The following is a 17,899-nucleotide window of genomic DNA, read 5'->3' on the forward strand; positions in this document are numbered from 1 at the left end:
TAACCGAAAAGTATTACAAAAGTATTAATCTGCTTCTGCTATGATTGCGCGATGTACGAGAGACTAAAACGCCTGATACGGCCTGAAAAAAACAGCTCCGAACCGCTGACGACCGACCTGCATTCGCATCTTGTTCCCGGCATCGACGACGGGGCCAAAGACCTTGAAACATCACTGAGCCTCGTGCGTTCCCTCTACGACCTGGGGTACCGCCGCCTGATCACGACGCCGCATATCATGATGCACCGCTTTCCCAACTCCCGCGACACGATCCTGCGAGGGCTCGACACGCTGCGCACTGCGGTCGACGCCGAAGGGATCCCCGTGAGCATCGACGCGGCCTCCGAGTATTATGTCGACGAGCACTTCCGTGAACTGATTGAGAAAGAGGAGCTGCTCACCTTCGGCGAAAATGAAGTACTTTTCGAGCTCTCCTATGTGATCCCTCCCATCGACCTTGAGACCATCGTTTTCGAACTCCAGGGCCGCGGCTACCAGCCCGTGCTCGCCCACCCCGAGCGCTATCTCTATATGCACAAGGATGAAGAGGCTTATCCCCGCCTCAAGGAGAAGGGGGTACGTTTCCAGGTCAATATCAACTCCCTGGGAGGGTACTACTCCAAACCGGTGCAGAAAGCCGCCCGCCGTCTGATGGATAAAGGATGGATCAGCTACCTCGGATCCGACACCCACCACCGGCGCCATATCGACGCCCTGACCAAAACACTGCATGCCGACGTTGTCGCCAAGGTGCAGCGCAACAATACCCTCCGCAACAACACCCTTTAAACGGCGCGTTTACGTATAGTACTTGTCGCCGCCGTACTTGTAGCCGTAGCCGTAACCGTAACCGTAGTTTTTCTCAATATCTACGCCGTTAAAGATGATACCGACATGATCGATCTTGTGCTCCTGCACCAGACGGTCCAGCCCGCGCACAAACTCTTTTTTCGAATAGCCGTAGCGTGTCACCAGCAAAGACACATCCGCCTGGTGCATCAGAATCGCCGCATCCGTCACGAGACCGACCGGCGGGGTATCCAGGATGATGTAATCATAGCGTTCGCGCAGCGTCTGCATCATCTCTTTGGCATAGTCGGACATAATCAGTTCCGACGGGTTGGGCGGGACAGGGCCGGCGGCAATCACGTCCACACCATCCTGCTCGGAGTGCTGAATGATTTCATCCAGATTATGACGGTGACTCAGCAGGGTACTTAGTCCCTTGTCATTCCTGAGATCGAAATATTCGCTCAGTTTCGCCCGCCGCATATCAAGATCGAGCACGACAACTTTTTTCCCGCTCTTTGCATAGATCGCCGCCAGGTTTGCGGAGACCGTCGTCTTCCCCTCCCCCGAAACTGTCGAGGTGACGACGACCGTTTTGTGCGCCATGTCACTGCGCATGAACTCCAGATTGGTACGCAGGGCCCGGAACGCTTCGTAAAAGATCGAATTGAACTTCTTGCCCTTGACCGTCGGAATCATTCCGTACACAGGGATATGCGTCAGGCGTTGAATGTCATCCTGGCTTTTAACCGTGTTGTCAAGGAATTCACGCACGAAGGCGTAGAAAATCCCGAGGATAAAGCCGAGGATCAGACCGACGACCGCAATAAGCGCGCGCTTCGGTTTGACCTGTTCATCCGATTTCGGCAGCAGAGCCGAGTCGATAATCCGTGTTTTGGAGACCGTCGAAGAGCGCAGGATCGCCGTTTCGGCCCGTTTTTCCAGCAGGAAGCTATAGATCTTCTCATTGACCATCGTTGTCCGGGTCAGGTTGACGAGTTTCTGCTCCTGTCCGGGCAGCGCTTCGAGCGACCGCTTGTAATCATTGACTATCTTGGTCAAGGCATCTTTTTGCTGCTGGATCACTTTCAAAGAGCTGTCAATGGTAAAAAGTACCGATTTGCGCATTGAACTGATCGACTCGGAGAGTTTTACCACATCGGGGTGCAGCTCCGTGTATTCGACCAGGAGGGTTTTACGCTGTACCATTTTCTCTTTCAGGTCGGAGATCATCGCCACAAGGTCCTGATTGGCAAAGCCTGCCGATCCCAGTGCAATTCCGGAAATATCCGCATTGTTCAGCATATACTGCTGCAAGTTGGCGAGAACGCTCTCTTGGATATCGAGTTCCTGGAGTTTGCTTTCGTATTCGCTCAATTTATCCGTCGTGATCGACGCTTTTTGCGAAATATCGACGACGATGTTACTCTGTTTGAAGCGCTCCAGATTCTTTTGCGACGATTGCAGCGCTTTGTTGATGGCGTTGAGCTGGTCGTCGATAAAAGCGAGGGTATGGTCCGCCTCGGCCGTTTTGCTTTCGATCTCCTGATCCAGATAGGCCCGTGTGACCGCATTGGCGATCTCCTGGGCACGCAGCGGGACGTTATCCTCATACGAAATGATCATAATCGAGCCCATTTTGGATGCCAGGGATGTCGTCAGATTCCCCTGGAGCATTTCCCACATCTCTTGATTCGGCGTAACACTGAAGCTGTACTCATCTTCTGTCAGCTCCGTAATACGGTTCACCTTGAGTTTAAACCACGGCGACGTGATCAGCTCGCCGTATCGATGCGTCCCTTCATAAACGACGGGCGCATGTTCCGGCGGCGGCAAGAGGCCGATTTCGCGCAGGATCACCCGGGGATTCAGCATCGAAGGGGGATCGATTTTCAGTTCGAAACGCTCCTGATCTATTGGAATCAGCTTTATACGGGCCCCGTAGGCATCCTCATCAATAAAGGTTGTCGTAACGATAAAAGGCGAATTTTTGTAAAGCTCTGTTTCCCGGAAATGCTTGTTCGTAAAGTATCGGGTGCCGATATCGAGGTACCCCAGCGCTTTTTGCAGCAAGAAACGCGATTTGATCACAAGCTGTTCATTGTCAAGGTTGACGCCGCTGATCCCGAAGGCCTGCGACATAATATCCATATTGCCCAATCCGCTGCCGAACTTGTTGCTCTCCTCCTGGACTTCGATCATTGTGCTGACCCGATAGACGTTGGGGGTGATATAGGCGAAAATAGCCGCCACAAACGCGATAACGACCGTAAATGTCATAACCGCAATTTTGCGGCGCCAGATTGTTGCAAAAAGCGCTTTCAGATCGATTTCATCATCTTCAATAGTTGTCATGTTATCCTGTGCCATATTACTTCCCAAGATTGTTATCCAGATAGACGATATTTACGAACGGCTGCAGCATGGCCGAGAGGAGCTGGAAGGGCGGTGCGATCTCTTTAAAGGCCATGTTGTAGCCTTTCATTGCTCTTGGCTGCACGTAGACGATATCGTTGGGCTTGAGAAAAAGGCTTGTCAGACGGATCGCCGACATCTCCGTCAGATCGACAACGCGCACTTCAGGTGAACGCAGATCCCCGCGAATGATCTTAATGTTGGTCCGGTCTGCATAATCAGTCAGGTCATGGGAGCGGGCCAGGGCCTCGACAAGATTCATCATCCCGTTCGTCACCGACACGACACCAGGATCTTTGACCTCACCCAGTACGAAGATGCGCTGGTTCATGATCTCGACAGTCACATAGGGGTTGCGCAGGTACTTCTGGTATTGCGTAATCAGAAAACTGGCCGCCTGATCCTCCGTCATCCCCGTGATCTTCTGCCGGCCGATCAGTGGGAGACGGATCGTCCCCTCCTGGGTTACCAGCAGCCCCAGCGTCTCGTCCCTGCCGGCATACATGGCGGAGCTGGCTCCTCCCCGGCTGCTGACCATCGAGGTCATCTGCCGCGAATCTGCCGAAGACTGGTTGTAGACCATCACCGACACCCGGTCATTGGGCGCGATGATATTCTCGAATACCATTTCGGCGTGGTACTCCTTCTCTGAAATCGCCGTCGTTTCATCGGAAACGTTTTCGTCCTGAAAAAGGCGGTACTCCTTCATCGAGCATCCGCTGAACATCAACAGCGAAAAAAATATCAAAATCGTTAACAGTCGCAGGGACATAGTATCTCCAGATCGTTCTTTAAAATGCGAAGGATTATAGTCTATAGATGGTAACAAGAAGCTAAACAGAGGAAAACTGTTGTTAACAATTGATGAAGAAAACGCCGCGAGGGCGTCTGTTTTAGTGGCAGCCGCAGCCTGTGCCGCAGCTTTCGCCGCTGCTCTGCTCGCTCTGCTGCGGGGCCGCTGCCGTCGAGCAGGCGGAGACACCCGGAGGGGTATTGGGCTGGATCGCGTTGTTGTCGACGCCGCCCTCTTCATTGATCTTTTCGATCTGCGCCCAGATATCCTCGGCCGCTTTCATGTAGCGTTTTGCCGTTTCGGATTCCGGTTTGGCATAGGTGACAGGCTTCCCTTCGTCGCCGCCGATACGGACCGCCGGTTCGATCGGGATCTCTGCGAGGATGTGCGTGCCGAACTCCTGCGCGAGGGGCGCCGTCGTTCCCTTGCCGAAGATGTCATACTCGACGCCGGTGTCCGGCGCGATGAAACCGCTCATGTTCTCGACGATACCGCCGATCGGGATATGCAGTTTCTTGAACATGTCGAGTGAACGGCGGGAGTCGTCCAGGGAGACCGTCTGCGGTGTCGTGACCGTCACACCGAGGGTGACGGGAACGCTCTGCGCCAGGGTGAGCTGCGCGTCACCCGTTCCCGGAGGCATGTCGATGACGAGACAGTCCAGTTCGGACCAGAGGATGTCCCGCAGGAACTGCTCGATCGCCTTCATGATCATCGCCCCGCGCCAGATCAGCGACTGCCCCTCTTCCATCAAAGAGCCCATGGACATCATTTCGATCCCGTACGCTTTGATCGGCAGGACCTTGTTGCCTTCGATCTCCGGTTTCATATCCTCGACACCGAGCATACGCGGGACGTTCGGGCCGTAGATGTCCGCATCGAGCAGACCGACCTTCTTGCCCTGCATCGCCAGCGCGATCGCCAGGTTGACGGAGCTGGTCGATTTGCCGACGCCGCCCTTACCGGAGCTGACCATAATGAAGTTCTTCACCTGCGGCGCGATGTTCTTGCCCTTAGAGGAGCTTTCGCGCGGCATTTTCGGTGCCGCGATGTTAACGGTGACGTTAACCGCGCCGGCACGTTTGAGCTCCGCCGTCGCCTCGTCCGTGATCTGCTGCGCCACTTCCGGCGCGCTGGAGGTGATGTCGACCGTGACGGCAACGTCGCTGCCGCTGACACTGATCTCTTTGACGAATCCGAAGGTCACGATATCTTTCGTAAAACCCGGGTACGTCACGTTAGACAATGCCGATTTTACAATTTCTTCTGTCATAACTGTTTCCTTTTAAAGTTTAATGCTGTGCCGCCGCCGCTTCTTTGGCGATGGCTTCGATAGCTTCGGGGTTATCCATAATGTTCTGCGTGATCTTGTACGAACAGAACTTCGGCCCGCACATGGAGCAGAACTCCGCCTCTTTGAAGACATCCTGCGGCAGGGTCTCGTCGTGGTACTCGCGGGCCCGTTCGGAGTCGAGCGCCAGTTCAAACTGCTTCTCCCAGTCAAAGGTGTAGCGCGCGTCGCTCATCTCGTCGTCGATATCGCGCGCCCCTTTGCGGCCGCGGGCGATGTCCGCCGCGTGCGCCGCGATCTTGTAGGCAATGATCCCTTCGCGGACATCTTCCGCGTTCGGAAGCCCCAGGTGCTCTTTGGGCGTAACGTAACAGAGCATGGACGCCCCGTGCCAGCCGCCGACGGCCGCGCCGATCGCCGAGGAGATATGGTCGTATCCCGCCGCAATGTCGGTGACAAGTGGCCCGAGAATATAGAAAGGCGCCTCGTGGCAGAGCTCACGCTGCAGCTTCATGTTGCGCTCGATCTGGTTGAGCGGCACATGCCCCGGTCCCTCGATCATCACCTGGACGTTTTTCTCCCAGGCGCGCAGGGTCAGTTCGCCCAGGACTTTCAGTTCGCCCAGCTGGGCATCGTCGCTGGCGTCCGCCAGACAGCCCGGACGCAGCGAGTCGCCCAGGGAGAGGGAGACGTCGTGACGCGCACAGATGTCCAAGATCTCGTCGAACGCCGTGTAAAACGGGTTCTCGCGGTGGTAGTGCATCATCCATGCCGCCATCAGCGAACCGCCGCGGCTGACGATCCCCATTTTGCGCTTGGCGACCTTCGGCATCGTCTCGAGTAGGAAGCCCGCATGGATCGTGAAGTAGCTCACCCCCTGCTGCGCCTGGCGTTCGAGCACCTCGAGCATCTTCTCGATGGTAAGGTCCTCGATCTTGTTGTTGACGTCGTGCAGGATCTGGTAGATCGGCACGGTCCCGATGGGGATCTTGGAGTTGGCGATGACCGCTTTGCGGATCTCGTCGAGGTCGCCGCCGGTGGAGAGGTCCATCGCCGTATCCGCTTTATAATGTTGGGAAACCTGAACCTTCTCAATCTCGCCCTGGACATCCGAGGCGATCGCCGAAGAGCCGATGTTCGCGTTGATCTTGCAGGTCGCAGCGATCCCAATGGCCATCGGCTCAAGGTTCGTGTGGTTGACGTTGGCCGGGATGATCAGGCGGCCGCGGGCGACCTCGGAGCGTACCAGCTCCGGCGACAGATCTTCGATTTTGGCGACGTACTCCATCTCTTCGGTGATAATGCCCTGCTTGGCATAATACATCTGCGTACGGACGTTGTCGTTTTGACGTTTCTCTACCCATGAGGTTCTCATAGCGAACTCCTGTAGCAATTCTTTGGCGTAATATAGTCACCGCCGATAAAAAGCCAAACGGCATATCGAACGAGCGACAATCTTTCAAAATAAATTAAGAGAAATTTACTCCGAATTGCAGCAATCTTATTTGTGGAATCATACATTATCCGCTGCAATTTTCCGCTTGCACCGGCAGCCTGAAAAGAAAAAGTATTACGATTCTACACAAGGCGCACAAAAGCTTTGGCCCTGTATAATTTCGTAACATTTTTCCGTAAAGAGGATAGTTTTTGTCTGATTTAACGCTTATCCTGCTTGCTGCCGGAGATTCGCGCCGTTTCCAGTGCGGCGTGAAAAAACAGTGGCTCCGTATCGGTGATGAACCATTGTGGCAATTTGTTACGAATCGTTTCATCCGCAGCAAACAGTTTGCAGAAGTGATCGTCACCGCGCATCCCGAGGAAGCCGCTTATATGCGCCTGCACGGAAACTACCATGTCGTCAACGGCGGCAGCGACCGGCAGAGCTCCCTCGGCAATGCCCTGGCCGCGGTCAAGACGCCCTACGTCATGGTCACGGACGTCGCCCGCGGCTGCATCGATGCGGCGCTCATTTCCCGGCTGATTGCGGAGCGTGACAAAGCGGACTGCATCGTGCCGGCCCTCGGCGTGCATGATACCGTTACCTTCCACGGCGAGACGATCGACCGCGGCGCGCTGCTGCGTATCCAGACCCCCCAGCTCTCCAAAACAGACGTGCTCAAAACGGCCCTGGCGACCGATGAAACCTATACCGATGAAAGCAGTGCCATCGTTGCCGACGGCGGCAGCCGCCACTTCGTCGAGGGGGACGAAGCCGCCAGAAAGCTGACGACGCTGGCCGACCTGCGGGCAATGGCGTGCTTCGAAGGACCGGCGGCGACCGTCCTCACCGGCAACGGCCTCGATGTCCACGCCTTCGATACCGAAGGGAGCATGGTCCTCGGCGGCATTGCCATCGACCACCCCGTCGGTTTCAAGGCCCACAGCGACGGCGACGTCGCCATCCATGCGCTGATCGACGCCCTGCTCGGCGCCGCGGGCATGGGAGACATCGGGATGCTTTTCCCCGATACGGACGATACCTACGCAGGGATCGATTCTGCCGAGCTGCTCGAAACGGTCGTCATGCGCCTGAAGCGCTACGGCTTTGATATCGTCAATGTCGATATCACGATCGCGGCGCAGACACCGCGCCTCTCGCCTTATAAAGAAGCGATGCGACAGCGGCTCGGCACCCTGCTCGGTCTGCCGCCCGTACGGGTCGGCGTCAAAGCGACGACGACGGAAAAACTCGGCTTCATCGGCCGGAAAGAGGGGGTCGCCGTGATCGCCACCGCAACGATAAACTATATGGATTGGACACAGTTATGAGAGTATTGATTATTGAGAATGAGATCTATTTGGCACAGAGTATCGCCAGCAAACTGGGTGAACTGGGCTATCAATGCGATATCAGCAGTTCCATACAGGACGCTTTCAAAGGGGTCGCCTATGACGTCGTGCTGCTCTCGACCAATATCAGCGGCCAGGACATTTACCCCGTCATCGAGGCGTTCCGCGACGCCGTCGTCATCCTGATGGTCTCGTATATCAGCAACGACACCGTCACCAAGCCGCTGGCCGCCGGAGCAAAAGACTATATTCTCAAGCCCTTTATGATCGAAGAGCTTATCCGCAAGATCGAGCACTTCCAGGAGTTCAACCGCCTCAAACTGGCCAACGAGACCTATAAGCGCTACCTCGACCAGCACTTCAAAGGCGTCAAGATCACCCAGGACCTCGACAACGTCACCCCGCCGGTCTTCATCGCCTCGAACTTTCAGAAATACGCCGACCGTTTCGCCTTCGATTATGCAAAGACCAATGGTCGGGAGCTGGTCTACATCAGTCTGGAGAACAGCAACGCCTTCAACGACATCTCCAAAGCCCCCGCCGCGTCGCTACTCTACATCACCGACTTCCAGTCGCTGAAAAAAGCCGACCGCAAGCCCTTCCTTGAACTCATCAACGCGCGCAACGTCATCGTCTCCAGCACCGACTCCGTCGATGTCGAAGGCGTTCAGGTGATTGAGATAAAAAGTGACAGCACCGTCTTCGAACAGGGCGATATCCTCCCGATCGAGGACTATGTTAAATATATCGTGTTAAATTATCAGCATAAATTCCCCGATACGGAACTCTCCAAAAAACTGGGAATCTCGCGTAAAAGCCTCTGGGAGAAGCGTAAAAAGTATGGCATCATCAAGAAAAAATAGCGCCCTCTTTCTCGACCAGGAAGCCCTGTCGGCCCTCAGCATTCTGAATGCGGGCATGCTGTCACCGGTCACGGAACTGATGAACGAAGCGCAGATGAAAGAGGTCCTCTCGACGGGCCGTTTCAATGACACGACCTTTCCCTTCCCTTTCATTCTCGCCCCCGCCGGCAGTACGAATGAAAAAATTCTCGCAAACGCCAAGCCCGATGAGACACTCGACCTGATCGTCGACGGCGAACGCTCCGGGACGCTCGTCGTCGGGGAGGTCTTCGAAATCGACCCCAACGAGCGCGTACGCCACATCTACGGGACGGACAACCCCTCGCATCCGGGCGTCAGCTCTACCCTGAAGCGCCTCGGCAGACGCGCCGTCAGCGGAGCGCTGAGCTTGGAAAAAGATCCCGTCGCGCCGATCCTGCAGAACATCGAAGAGGCCAAACAGCGTATCGGCGCCAAGCATACGACGGCCATCATGATGGCGGCCAACCCCCTGCACCGCGCCCATGAACGCCTCATCCGCCAGACACTGGACACGACCGACCTCGTCGTCATCTTCCTGCTCAAACCCTACAACCAGGCAGACCTCAGCTACGAGATCCGGGAGCAGGCGCTCACCTACTTCGTCGAGAACTACCTCCCCCGGAACCGTGTCGTCATCATCCCGCTGGAGTACAGCTACATCTTCGCCGGCTACAACGAGGTCATCATCGACGCCATCGTCGCGAAGAACTTCGGCTGCGACCGCTTGATGATCGGCCAGAACCACGCCGGGGTCGGCATGTACTACGACCACAACAGCAACCAGTCCGTCAAAGACCGCATGCACGGCATCGACATCGAGGTCGCCATCGCCCGCGAATACGTCTACTGCAACGAGTGCAAGACGCTGGTGAGCACCCAGACCTGCCCCCACGGCAACCATCACCACATCTCCTACCACGCCGACTCCATCCTGGAGCTCGTCAAGACGGGCCTCATGCCGCCGGCGGTGCTGATGCGCAAAGAGATCTCCGCCATCCTGCTCTGCCGCCTCTTTCCGGGCCGCATCAAGAACATCGAGAAGCTCTACTACGACATCATGCCGGTCAACGGTCTGCTCGAAGAACACACCGACCGCGACTTCTACATCAAACTGATGGAACTCTACCAGACGACATCACTGACCTAAGTACGGTATTGAAAGGACACTATTTGAAACTCAACTGGATGTTTCTGACCGTAGGCTACAGCGGTCTCTCCCCCAAGGCCCCCGGTACCGTTGGAACCCTGGTCTCTTTGCCTATCGGGATGGCCATCCTGCTCTTCCTGGGTCCCCAGACCCTCTTTCTGGCCACGATCCTCATCACGCTGATCGCCGTCAAAACGATTGATGCCCACGAGCAGGCCGGCAACCCCCATGACGACCAGCGCATCGTTATCGACGAACTGGCCGGGATGTGGCTCGCACTTGCCATCGCACCGGGGATGATGATCGCGCCGGAAGCCCTGACGCAGTGGGAGAACGGTTTTGTCATCCAGAGCCTGCTCGGCTTTGCATTCTTCCGTCTTTACGATATCAAGAAACCGTCGATGATCGGCCGTATCGACCGTGAAGCAAAAGGGGGAATCGGGGTGATGGGTGACGACCTGCTCGCCGGTGTACTCGCGGGGATCTCCGCGGCGCTCGTCTGGCAGGTCATTCTCAAAGCAACGGCGGCATTCGCCGTCTAGAAGAACTCCATCAGCAGGTGGGGAGACCACTCCGGGATATAGATCCCCGCATCTTCATAATATGCCATATGGTGCGCAAAAGCGCTTGACGCCAGAGCCCCGGCAATACCGAATGCAATAATAAACTTTTTCATGCTGTTTCCTTTGAATGAAATCAGCGCAATGTTACGGGAAATGTGTGAGCAGAGTGCGAGCGGCCGAGGGCCGTTCAGGAAGGGTTCGGCGCCAGGGCTTCCGCAATGAGTTCGATAGGGTTTTTGAAGACCGTTTCCGCCTCCGCCTGGTGCAGGGAGTTGTTGATCTGCATCCGGCAGGCCGAACACTCCGCGGAGACGACCTGGGCGCCGCTGGCTTTGATCATCGCCGCTTTGGGCTTGCCCGCCGCTTCGGCGAAGTGGTACTTCTCCGTCTGCATCGTCACCCCGCCAAAACCGCAGCAGGCGTTCGGATCGCTCATCTCTTTGATGGCGTAGCTCTGGCCGATCAGTCTGCGCGGCTCCTGGTAGACCCCCTGCATTTTGCGGGCATGGCAGGGGTCATGGTAGGTGACGGTGAGATCGCGCCGTCCCCTGGAAGCGAGCAACTCGGAGAGGTGCGTCTTCTGCTCCAGCCACTCCGTCGCCATAAAGACCTTGTTTTTCAGCTTCTGCGCCCGCGCTTTCCACTCCGGCTGGTCGTGGAAGAAGTGCTCATAGTCGATCTTGATCATCGCCGAACAGGTCGCTTCGGGGATGATGATCGCCTCGACCTCGTCGATGAAGCTTTCGAAGTACTCGATGTTCTTCTTCGCATTGTAGTCGACGGTCGCGAAATCCCCCGTGAAATAGGCGGGCGCACCGCAGCACAGCTGCTTTTTGGGGATGAACGCGTCGATCTCCAGCACTTCCAGGATCTCCATCAGCGATTTTCCAATGCCCGTATAATTGTAGTTGGCCAGACAGCCGATAAAGATGGCGACTTTGCGCTTACCACCGTTGTCCGTCATCTCCGGGTAAGAGTTGAGGAAAGACTTTTTGCCCATGGAGGGGAGCAGACGTTCCTTCTTGATCAGCGGCAGGGAGAAACGCGGCTGCATGGAGGAGGTCTGCTCCTTGATCTTGAAACCGCAGGTCTGGAAGGCGTACCCGGACTTCATAAAGAAGTCCATCAGGCGGCGGTGGCGCAGCAGGAAGAAGAACGCCTTCTTGAACCAGGCGATGCCGAACTTGTCGGCGATGTCGGCGCGCACCTGTTCGATGACCATGTCAGTGGGCAGAGATTTGGGGCAGACGTCGGTACAGTTGGTACAGAGGAAGCAGCTCTCGAAGATATCTTTGGCCGTCTTGTCCAGCTCCAGCTGGCCGCGTTCGTAGGCGCCGAGCAGGTCGATGAAACCGCGGGGGCTCGTGACCTCGTCCGCGTTGACGTTGTGGATCGTACAGACGGGGATACACTTCCCGCACTTAATGCACTGGTCGGAGGTGGCCGTAAAATTGAAAATCTCTTCCGTATACCGTTTAGTCATGGCGCAATTTTAGCGAATGTTTTTCAATTCGTTTATATTTTTGATCATTAATACGAATCAGACAGTTTTCGAAAAAGTCTTCTTGTTGCCGGCATGTTTTTTCATGTAAGCGTCAAAGGCCATCGCGATATTGCGGATGAGCAGCGTGCCCGTCGGGGAACACTCGATCTTCTCCGGCGCGATCTCGAGCAGCTCCTCGTGGACCATCGGCTGCAGCTCGTCGAGGGCATCGGCGAAGTACTCGTCGAACTTCACGCCGAACTTCGTCTCGAAACGGTTGATGTCGAGCTTGAAGTTGCTCATCAGCTCCATAATAACGTGCTGGCGGATCAGGTCATCGGCACTGTGGGTAACGCCGCGCTCGAAGGGCAGGCGCCCCGCGTCGATCGCCGCTTCGTAAGAGGGCATATCTTTGAAGTTCTGCGCATAGTAGTCCACGCCCTCGCCGATGGAGGTGAGCCCGACGCCGACGAGGTCCGCCCCGCCCTTGGTCGTATAACCCTGGAAGTTGCGGTGCAGCTCCCCCTTCTCGATCGCCTTGAAGAGCTCATCCTCGGGCTTGGCGAAGTGGTCCATCCCGATCATACGGTAGCCGTTATTCTCCATAAAATCGATCGTCTGCTGCATGATGGAGAGCTTTTCATCCGGCTGGGGAAGGGTCGTCTCGTCGATCTTGCGCATCGTCTTTTTCAGCCACGGCACGTGGGCGTAGTTGAAAACGGCGAAACGGTCGGGGTTCAACGTCACGGCGAGCTTCAGCGTCTCCATGAACGTTTCAAGCGTCTGGTGCGGCAGGCCGTAAATAAGGTCGACGTTGACGCTGACCATATTGTATTTGCGCGCCAGGTCCATCGCGTTTTTCGTGATGTCGTAGGGCTGGACACGGTGCACCGCGACCTGCACCTTCTCGTTGAAATCCTGGATCCCGAAACTGACGCGGTTGAATCCGGCCTCGCTCATCACCTTCATCTGCGCCTCGTCGATGTGGCGCGGGTCGATCTCGCAGCTCACCTCTGCATCGGCGGCGAAATTGGGGAAGTGGCTCTTGATGGCAGTGATGATCTCATCGAGCTGTTCGGCGCTGAAGAAGGTCGGCGTCCCCCCGCCGAAGTGCAGCTGGATCACCTCCCGCGACGTGTCGAGGTGCTGGGAGAGAATATCCATCTCCCGCATCAGGTAGTCGATGTAACGGATCTTTTTATCCTCTTTGGAGGTAAAGACGACGTTGCAGCCGCAGAAGTAGCAGGCGTTGCGGCAGAAGGGCAGATGGAAATAGAGGGAGAGCGGACGCTTCTTGTCCTGCCCCTTCAGCTTTTCGAGGTAGGTGTCATATGCGAAATCGGTGCTGAACTCCAGGGCTGTCGGGTAACTCGTGTAGCGCGGTCCCGGTCTGGAATATTTGGTGAATTTTGCGAAATCAAGCATGCTCTGTCCCATCAAGGAAAATTAAGATGCTATTATGCCCGCAAGGGGCTTGCGGGGGGATAAAACAAGCCTTAGTAGGCGATCTTGAACTGGAGGCTGAACTCCTGCCCCGGCGTCGTAGAGGCGGTCTTAAGATTCCCCTGCTTGTACTCCAGCTTGCTGTCGAGCAGGTTTTTGGCCTTGAACTTGACCGAATAGATCAAGTCGCTGTCTTTGAAGAAGTAGTTGTTCAGTTTCCACTGGGTGACGAAATCGAGCTTCGCAAAAGGCTGCTCGTAGACGTCTTTGTTCTTTTCCGTCCCCAGCGAGACGATGCGCTCACCGATCTGGTTGAACAGGAAAAGCGCACTGTCGCCCGTATCCGCGTTATCGTAACCGAAGGTCAGGTTCACGACATAGGGCGACTGCCCCTGCATCGCACGCTTCTTGGAGGTCAGCGTATTGATGTAACTGTAAAAAGGATCGGTCGCATCGGTTTTGGGGAGCTTGATCTCTGATTGGATCAGCGCCACGTTCGTCGCGAAAAGCAGGTTGCTCAGCGAATCGCTGACGAAACCGAAACGTTTGCGCAGGTCGACCTCGACGCCGTAACTCGTCGCCGAGTCGGCGTTGATGTACGTCTCCAGGAAGGTGTTATCCTGGGAGTCATCGCGCTTGATGACCTTTTCGATCGGGTTGTCGAACATCTTCGCAAAGAGCGCCATCGAGAACATCTCGTCCGCTTCCATATACCACTCGTACTTGAGGTCGTAGTGGTCGATATAGGTCGCGTTCAGGCCCGGGTTACCGAAGACGATATTCTCCGTCACCGGGTCCTTGTAACGGCTGTTACTGAACTCCCGGAAGTCCGGACGGCTGATGCTCTTGGCGTAGGCAAAGCGCAGCTGCATCGCGTCGTTGTCGAAACGGTAGGTTGCCCCCAGGCTCGGGAAAAGATCCGAGGTCTCCAGCGGTGCGTAGCTTGCCGCCGCGTCAAAGAGCTGCTGCGACGACTCCTCCTGGCGGACCGAGGCGACGATGTCGAAGTCGTGCGTGACAGAGAGCAGCTGCTTCAGGTAGAAGGCCGTCACGTCCTGGGTCGCCCGGTAGGAGTCCGTCAGGCGGTAGGAGGCGGAGAAATCCAGGTCGTTGGCGTACTTCTGGTAGATCGTGTCCATATCTTCGGGCATATCGCTGAAGTTGGAGCTGAGCATCTTGAAGCGGCGGCTGTCGAAGTCGCGCTCTTTCGAGTAGACGAACACCCCCGCCTTCGTATAGTTCTCGTTCCCGTTAAACTCGAACGGCAGCGTGAAGTCGCCGCGGACATTGTCCACCGTATCGTTGAGAATAAAGTAGTAGTACCAGTTTTTGCGGTCCCAGTTGAGCCCGGAGGTCTGGTGCAGGTAGTTGTACTCCACCGTCCCCGGCTCGTCGCGGTACGCTTCCGCCGTCTCGTAGGCCCAGTCGATTTTGAGGTTGTCAAAATAGCCGTCCGTGCCGCTGCCGAAACGCAGTTCGTTGCTGCCGCTGATCTGGTGCATCGTCAGCCCCGTCTCGACATACTCGTAGTAGGTCTTCTCGCGGTCTTCGGCGCTTCCGGTGTAGTCGACCGAGGAGAGCGTCGTCTTGTCGCTGGTCTGCATCGTCGCAAAGAAGGTGTACTTGAACTTCTGGTTTTCCAGGTAGTTCACGCCGAGATTGACCATCCCGGACAGCTCCTCTTTGAAGGTCGTCACATCGGCCGTCGTATGGTTGTCGTGGTAGATCGAACCCGTATTGATATCGTAGAAGAACTTGTTGTACTCGGTCTTGTCGTTGTCGGACGTATTCTTGTAATAAACCGTCCCGGAGGCACCGACGGAAAGGTCATCGCTGAAGGCATAGCTCTTCCCGGCCGCGACTTCAAGCTTGCCGCCCGGCGGCAGTGTCGTCGATTCGCGGTTCAGCGAACGGCTGTGCAGCACATCCTGTGTCACGGCCCAGCCGCCGACGTTGTTTCCGCCGCTCAGCGCGCTGGAGGGGAGCGGAACACTGTTGTCGCCGTTGGTCGTCGCTTTGCTGCCCGTATTGCTGTTCATGATCGCTTCGACGGCGATAGAGGCATACCCCTCGTTGCCTGCCGGGATCTCTTTGCTCTTGATCAGGACCGTTCCCCCGCCGAAAGAGGCCGGCAGGTCACCTGTATAGGACTTCTGGATCGTGATGCTCTCGACGACGGAGGTCGGGAAGATATCAAGCGGGACGACCCGCTTCGTCGGTTCCGGCGACGGCACGTGCAGATCATTGAGCATGACCGTCGAGTAGCGGTCCCCGAGTCCGCGGACATAGACATATTTCCCGCCGACGATCGTGATACCGCTGACACGTTTCAGGGCCGCGGCGACACTGCTGTCACCGCTTTTGGAAAACTGTTCGGAGCCCAGGACGTTCCCGACCGCGTCGCTGTTGCGCTCTTCGGTGATCGCGGCGGCGACCGAACCTTCGATATGCGGCGCCAGGACGATGAACTCTTCCAGCTCCATCGCTGCGGGACTCAGCTCGACCGTGCGGCTGACCATCTCCTTGGGCAGCACCGTCACCTTGACGTTCTGGGAGGAGAAGCTCGTGTGGATGATGGAGAGGGTCCGGTTCCCCTCCGGCAGGTCGATGACGACATGGCCCTGTGCATCGGAGACGGCATTGATTTTGATCCCCGGCACGAAAACGCGGGCACCCGCGACCGGTTTCTCATCTTCGGAGGAGAGCAGCGTCAGTGCCACGGTCCCGTTGACCTTGACCACGTCCTGCTTCGCATCGCGCTGCGTCACATTCCCTTCCGGCGCTTCGACATCCGCAAAGAGCAGCGTTTTGTCCGATTTCAGCGACAGGATGATCTGGGTCTGTTTGTCCGCGGCGATGAGAAAATTCTTCTTGACGAACGCCTGCGGCGCGCCGTCCTCCGTTGCCAGAAGCTGCAGCTGGTAGTTCCCCTCCGGGAGGGTCGTTCCCAGATACCCCTGGGCATCCGTCGTGAACGTCATCGTTTCAGGCTTGGCCGCTTCCGCTTCTGCCGCGGAAAGGTTCATGATCACGACCTCCTGCGTCGGCAGCGGTTTGCCGTCTTTCAGAACATAGAGCGCCAGTTCGCCGCCTGCGGCGAAGAGGCTCATTGTCAGCAGTGAAACCAGAAAAAGTATACGCGTCATTGCTGGCACTCCCATATATTGTTTTTGCATTTTTCCATCTTCTTGCGCAGTTCGACGGCCTTGGCGAAGAGCTCAGGCTGAGAGAGGGTCTCGAGCAGCGCTTCCGTCTGCTCGAACTCTCCCTCCATGTAGTAGGCGTACGCCAATGCGTAGCGCATGCCCTCCTCTTCCATCAGGCCGCTGCGCGCCATCGCCTTGCGGGTGACGATGATACGCTCATAGTCCCCGTACTCCAGGAAGATCGCGATGCGCTGCTTGTACTTCTCTTTCGTGTCGAGCATCTGCGTGTTCTTGAGCAGCGCCATCACGTAGTCGCGGGCGCGGCGGTACATCTCGGCCGACTCGTTGGTGTACTTCCCGTCCTCGATGGAGGCCTCGTTAAAGAGCTCCGCCGCGGCACCGATCATCTCTTTGTCGATGTAGAGGTGCGCCAGCATCACCGTCACTTTGGCGCTGCTCGGGTAGCGCAGGTTCGCCTCTTCCCCCAGTTCGATCGCCTTCTCCGTCTGGCCGCTCTGGCGCAGGGCGTTGATGAAGTTGATCAGGATCGTCTCGTTCGCCTTCGCGTTTTTCAGGTAGACCTGCGCATCATCAAGCGCCGCCTGGAAAAGCCCCAGGGAGACGAGGTAGTAGAAACGCTGCTTGTAGGCGTCCCAATAGGATGGGAAACGACTGTTCACATCCCGCAGGACCGCCAGTGCCGCATCCTTGTCGCCTTCGCGCCAGAAACACTCCGCCTTGAGGCCGAAGAGTTTCGGGTTCTGCGCCATAAGGTCGGGGACCTTGTCCAGCGCCGCGATACACCCTTTGTACTCCTTGAGCTTGAAGCTGTTCTGGGCAATGTAGAGGTAGAGCGGCTTGGACGCGTTTCTGTCCTCGTTCAGCTCGATGGACTTGTAAAAGTGGACGTTGGCCTCTTTGTAGAAGCTCTTTTTCGTCTCGACCAGCCCCTTGAGCATGTAATAGCGCGGCAGGTCGAGCTCTGTGTCGTTAAGATCGACCATGTTCAGCGCATCGTTGGCACGCTCGACATGACCGTCGCGCAGCATCATTGCACCCAGTTCGACATAGTCGACATCATCGGTTTTCGCCGCCAGCTGGACGGAGAGAGCCCCGACCAATGCCGCTATAATCCAAAAACGTTTCATCGGTTCT

The 17,899-nt window shown here is 56.5% G+C and carries 14 protein-coding genes; 5 read left to right on the plus strand and 9 right to left on the minus strand.

Annotated features, from left to right (window positions below; translation table 11 throughout):
• The first annotated feature begins 51 nt into the window (after window positions 1-51).
• Window positions 52-789, plus strand: a complete 738-nt coding sequence (locus tag WCX72_RS10090; protein WP_345969662.1) for a CpsB/CapC family capsule biosynthesis tyrosine phosphatase — start codon at window positions 52-54, stop codon at window positions 787-789.
• A gap of 9 nt (window positions 790-798) precedes the next feature.
• Here the strand turns inward: WCX72_RS10090 and WCX72_RS10095 are convergent, their stop codons facing one another.
• From WCX72_RS10095 to thiC, 4 genes are all read right to left on the minus strand, one after another.
• Complete coding sequence (locus WCX72_RS10095; protein ID WP_345969663.1) at window positions 799-3,144, minus strand: polysaccharide biosynthesis tyrosine autokinase; 2,346 nt, start codon at window positions 3,142-3,144, stop codon at window positions 799-801.
• A 16-nt stretch (window positions 3,145-3,160) separates the two neighbouring features.
• The gene (locus tag WCX72_RS10100; protein ID WP_345969664.1) at window positions 3,161-3,913 is read right to left on the minus strand and encodes a polysaccharide biosynthesis/export family protein; all 753 of its coding nucleotides are present in this window, start codon (window positions 3,911-3,913) and stop codon (window positions 3,161-3,163) included.
• A 184-nt stretch (window positions 3,914-4,097) separates the two neighbouring features.
• On the minus strand, window positions 4,098-5,270 hold the full coding sequence (locus WCX72_RS10105; protein ID WP_345969665.1) for an Mrp/NBP35 family ATP-binding protein: 1,173 nt from the start codon (window positions 5,268-5,270) through the stop codon (window positions 4,098-4,100).
• Window positions 5,271-5,289: 19 nt separating this feature from the next.
• Entirely contained in the window at window positions 5,290-6,663 is a 1,374-nt protein-coding gene (thiC, locus tag WCX72_RS10110; protein ID WP_345969666.1) for a phosphomethylpyrimidine synthase ThiC, read from the minus strand.
• Window positions 6,664-6,935: 272 nt separating this feature from the next.
• Between thiC and WCX72_RS10115 the strand changes: the two genes are divergently transcribed.
• From WCX72_RS10115 to WCX72_RS10130, 4 genes are read left to right on the plus strand one after another with little or no spacing between them, the layout of a single operon-like run.
• Window positions 6,936-8,057, plus strand: coding sequence for a bifunctional 2-C-methyl-D-erythritol 4-phosphate cytidylyltransferase/2-C-methyl-D-erythritol 2,4-cyclodiphosphate synthase (locus WCX72_RS10115; RefSeq protein WP_345969667.1), 1,122 nt, complete (start codon window positions 6,936-6,938; stop codon window positions 8,055-8,057).
• Complete coding sequence (locus tag WCX72_RS10120) at window positions 8,054-8,941, plus strand: response regulator (protein WP_345969668.1); 888 nt, start codon at window positions 8,054-8,056, stop codon at window positions 8,939-8,941. Before WCX72_RS10115 ends, WCX72_RS10120 begins: the two co-directional genes overlap by 4 nt.
• Window positions 8,919-10,109 (plus strand): sulfate adenylyltransferase, encoded by a 1,191-nt coding sequence (locus tag WCX72_RS10125; RefSeq protein ID WP_345969669.1) that lies wholly within the window; start codon window positions 8,919-8,921, stop codon window positions 10,107-10,109. The genes WCX72_RS10120 and WCX72_RS10125 overlap by 23 nt, the downstream gene beginning before the upstream one ends.
• A 38-nt stretch (window positions 10,110-10,147) precedes the next feature.
• Complete coding sequence (locus tag WCX72_RS10130; RefSeq protein WP_345971551.1) at window positions 10,148-10,651, plus strand: phosphatidylglycerophosphatase A; 504 nt, start codon at window positions 10,148-10,150, stop codon at window positions 10,649-10,651.
• Here the strand turns inward: WCX72_RS10130 and WCX72_RS10135 are convergent.
• The 5 genes from WCX72_RS10135 to WCX72_RS10155 all read right to left on the minus strand — a co-directional run bounded on the left by WCX72_RS10135 (window position 10,648) and on the right by WCX72_RS10155 (window position 17,892).
• Window positions 10,648-10,785, minus strand: coding sequence for a hypothetical protein (locus WCX72_RS10135; protein WP_345969670.1), 138 nt, complete (start codon window positions 10,783-10,785; stop codon window positions 10,648-10,650). The genes WCX72_RS10130 and WCX72_RS10135 overlap by 4 nt on opposite strands.
• A 74-nt stretch (window positions 10,786-10,859) precedes the next feature.
• Entirely contained in the window at window positions 10,860-12,155 is a 1,296-nt protein-coding gene (locus WCX72_RS10140) for a (Fe-S)-binding protein (protein ID WP_345969671.1), read from the minus strand.
• Between the two features lie 57 nt (window positions 12,156-12,212).
• The gene (gene hemN / locus WCX72_RS10145) at window positions 12,213-13,580 is read right to left on the minus strand and encodes an oxygen-independent coproporphyrinogen III oxidase (RefSeq protein ID WP_345969672.1); all 1,368 of its coding nucleotides are present in this window, start codon (window positions 13,578-13,580) and stop codon (window positions 12,213-12,215) included.
• Between the two features lie 71 nt (window positions 13,581-13,651).
• On the minus strand, window positions 13,652-16,744 hold the full coding sequence (locus WCX72_RS10150) for a carboxypeptidase-like regulatory domain-containing protein (RefSeq protein WP_345969673.1): 3,093 nt from the start codon (window positions 16,742-16,744) through the stop codon (window positions 13,652-13,654).
• Window positions 16,741-17,892: a hypothetical protein gene (locus tag WCX72_RS10155; RefSeq protein ID WP_345969674.1), complete on the minus strand. Its 1,152-nt coding sequence runs from the start codon at window positions 17,890-17,892 to the stop codon at window positions 16,741-16,743. The genes WCX72_RS10150 and WCX72_RS10155 overlap by 4 nt, the downstream gene beginning before the upstream one ends.
• Window positions 17,893-17,899 lie beyond the last annotated feature (7 nt).

This window comes from Thiomicrolovo immobilis, assembly GCF_039645955.1.
Classification (GTDB): domain Bacteria; phylum Campylobacterota; class Campylobacteria; order Campylobacterales; family Sulfurimonadaceae; genus Thiomicrolovo; species Thiomicrolovo diazotrophicus.

What these genes read in the sequence shown, in the direction of transcription:
- WCX72_RS10090 (WP_345969662.1), top strand. Translation starts at nt 52, where the DNA reads ATGTACGAGAGACTAAAACGCCTGATACGGCCTGAAAAAAACAGCTCC.
- WCX72_RS10095 (WP_345969663.1), bottom strand. Translation starts at nt 3,144, where the DNA reads ATGACAACTATTGAAGATGATGAAATCGATCTGAAAGCGCTTTTTGCA.
- WCX72_RS10100 (WP_345969664.1), bottom strand. Translation starts at nt 3,913, where the DNA reads ATGAAGGAGTACCGCCTTTTTCAGGACGAAAACGTTTCCGATGAAACG.
- WCX72_RS10105 (WP_345969665.1), bottom strand. Translation starts at nt 5,270, where the DNA reads ATGACAGAAGAAATTGTAAAATCGGCATTGTCTAACGTGACGTACCCG.
- thiC (WP_345969666.1), bottom strand. Translation starts at nt 6,663, where the DNA reads ATGAGAACCTCATGGGTAGAGAAACGTCAAAACGACAACGTCCGTACG.
- WCX72_RS10120 (WP_345969668.1), top strand. Translation starts at nt 8,054, where the DNA reads ATGAGAGTATTGATTATTGAGAATGAGATCTATTTGGCACAGAGTATC.
- WCX72_RS10125 (WP_345969669.1), top strand. Translation starts at nt 8,919, where the DNA reads ATGGCATCATCAAGAAAAAATAGCGCCCTCTTTCTCGACCAGGAAGCC.
- WCX72_RS10130 (WP_345971551.1), top strand. Translation starts at nt 10,148, where the DNA reads ATGTTTCTGACCGTAGGCTACAGCGGTCTCTCCCCCAAGGCCCCCGGT.
- WCX72_RS10135 (WP_345969670.1), bottom strand. Translation starts at nt 10,785, where the DNA reads ATGAAAAAGTTTATTATTGCATTCGGTATTGCCGGGGCTCTGGCGTCA.
- WCX72_RS10140 (WP_345969671.1), bottom strand. Translation starts at nt 12,155, where the DNA reads ATGACTAAACGGTATACGGAAGAGATTTTCAATTTTACGGCCACCTCC.
- hemN (WP_345969672.1), bottom strand. Translation starts at nt 13,580, where the DNA reads ATGCTTGATTTCGCAAAATTCACCAAATATTCCAGACCGGGACCGCGC.
- WCX72_RS10150 (WP_345969673.1), bottom strand. Translation starts at nt 16,744, where the DNA reads ATGACGCGTATACTTTTTCTGGTTTCACTGCTGACAATGAGCCTCTTC.
- WCX72_RS10155 (WP_345969674.1), bottom strand. Translation starts at nt 17,892, where the DNA reads ATGAAACGTTTTTGGATTATAGCGGCATTGGTCGGGGCTCTCTCCGTC.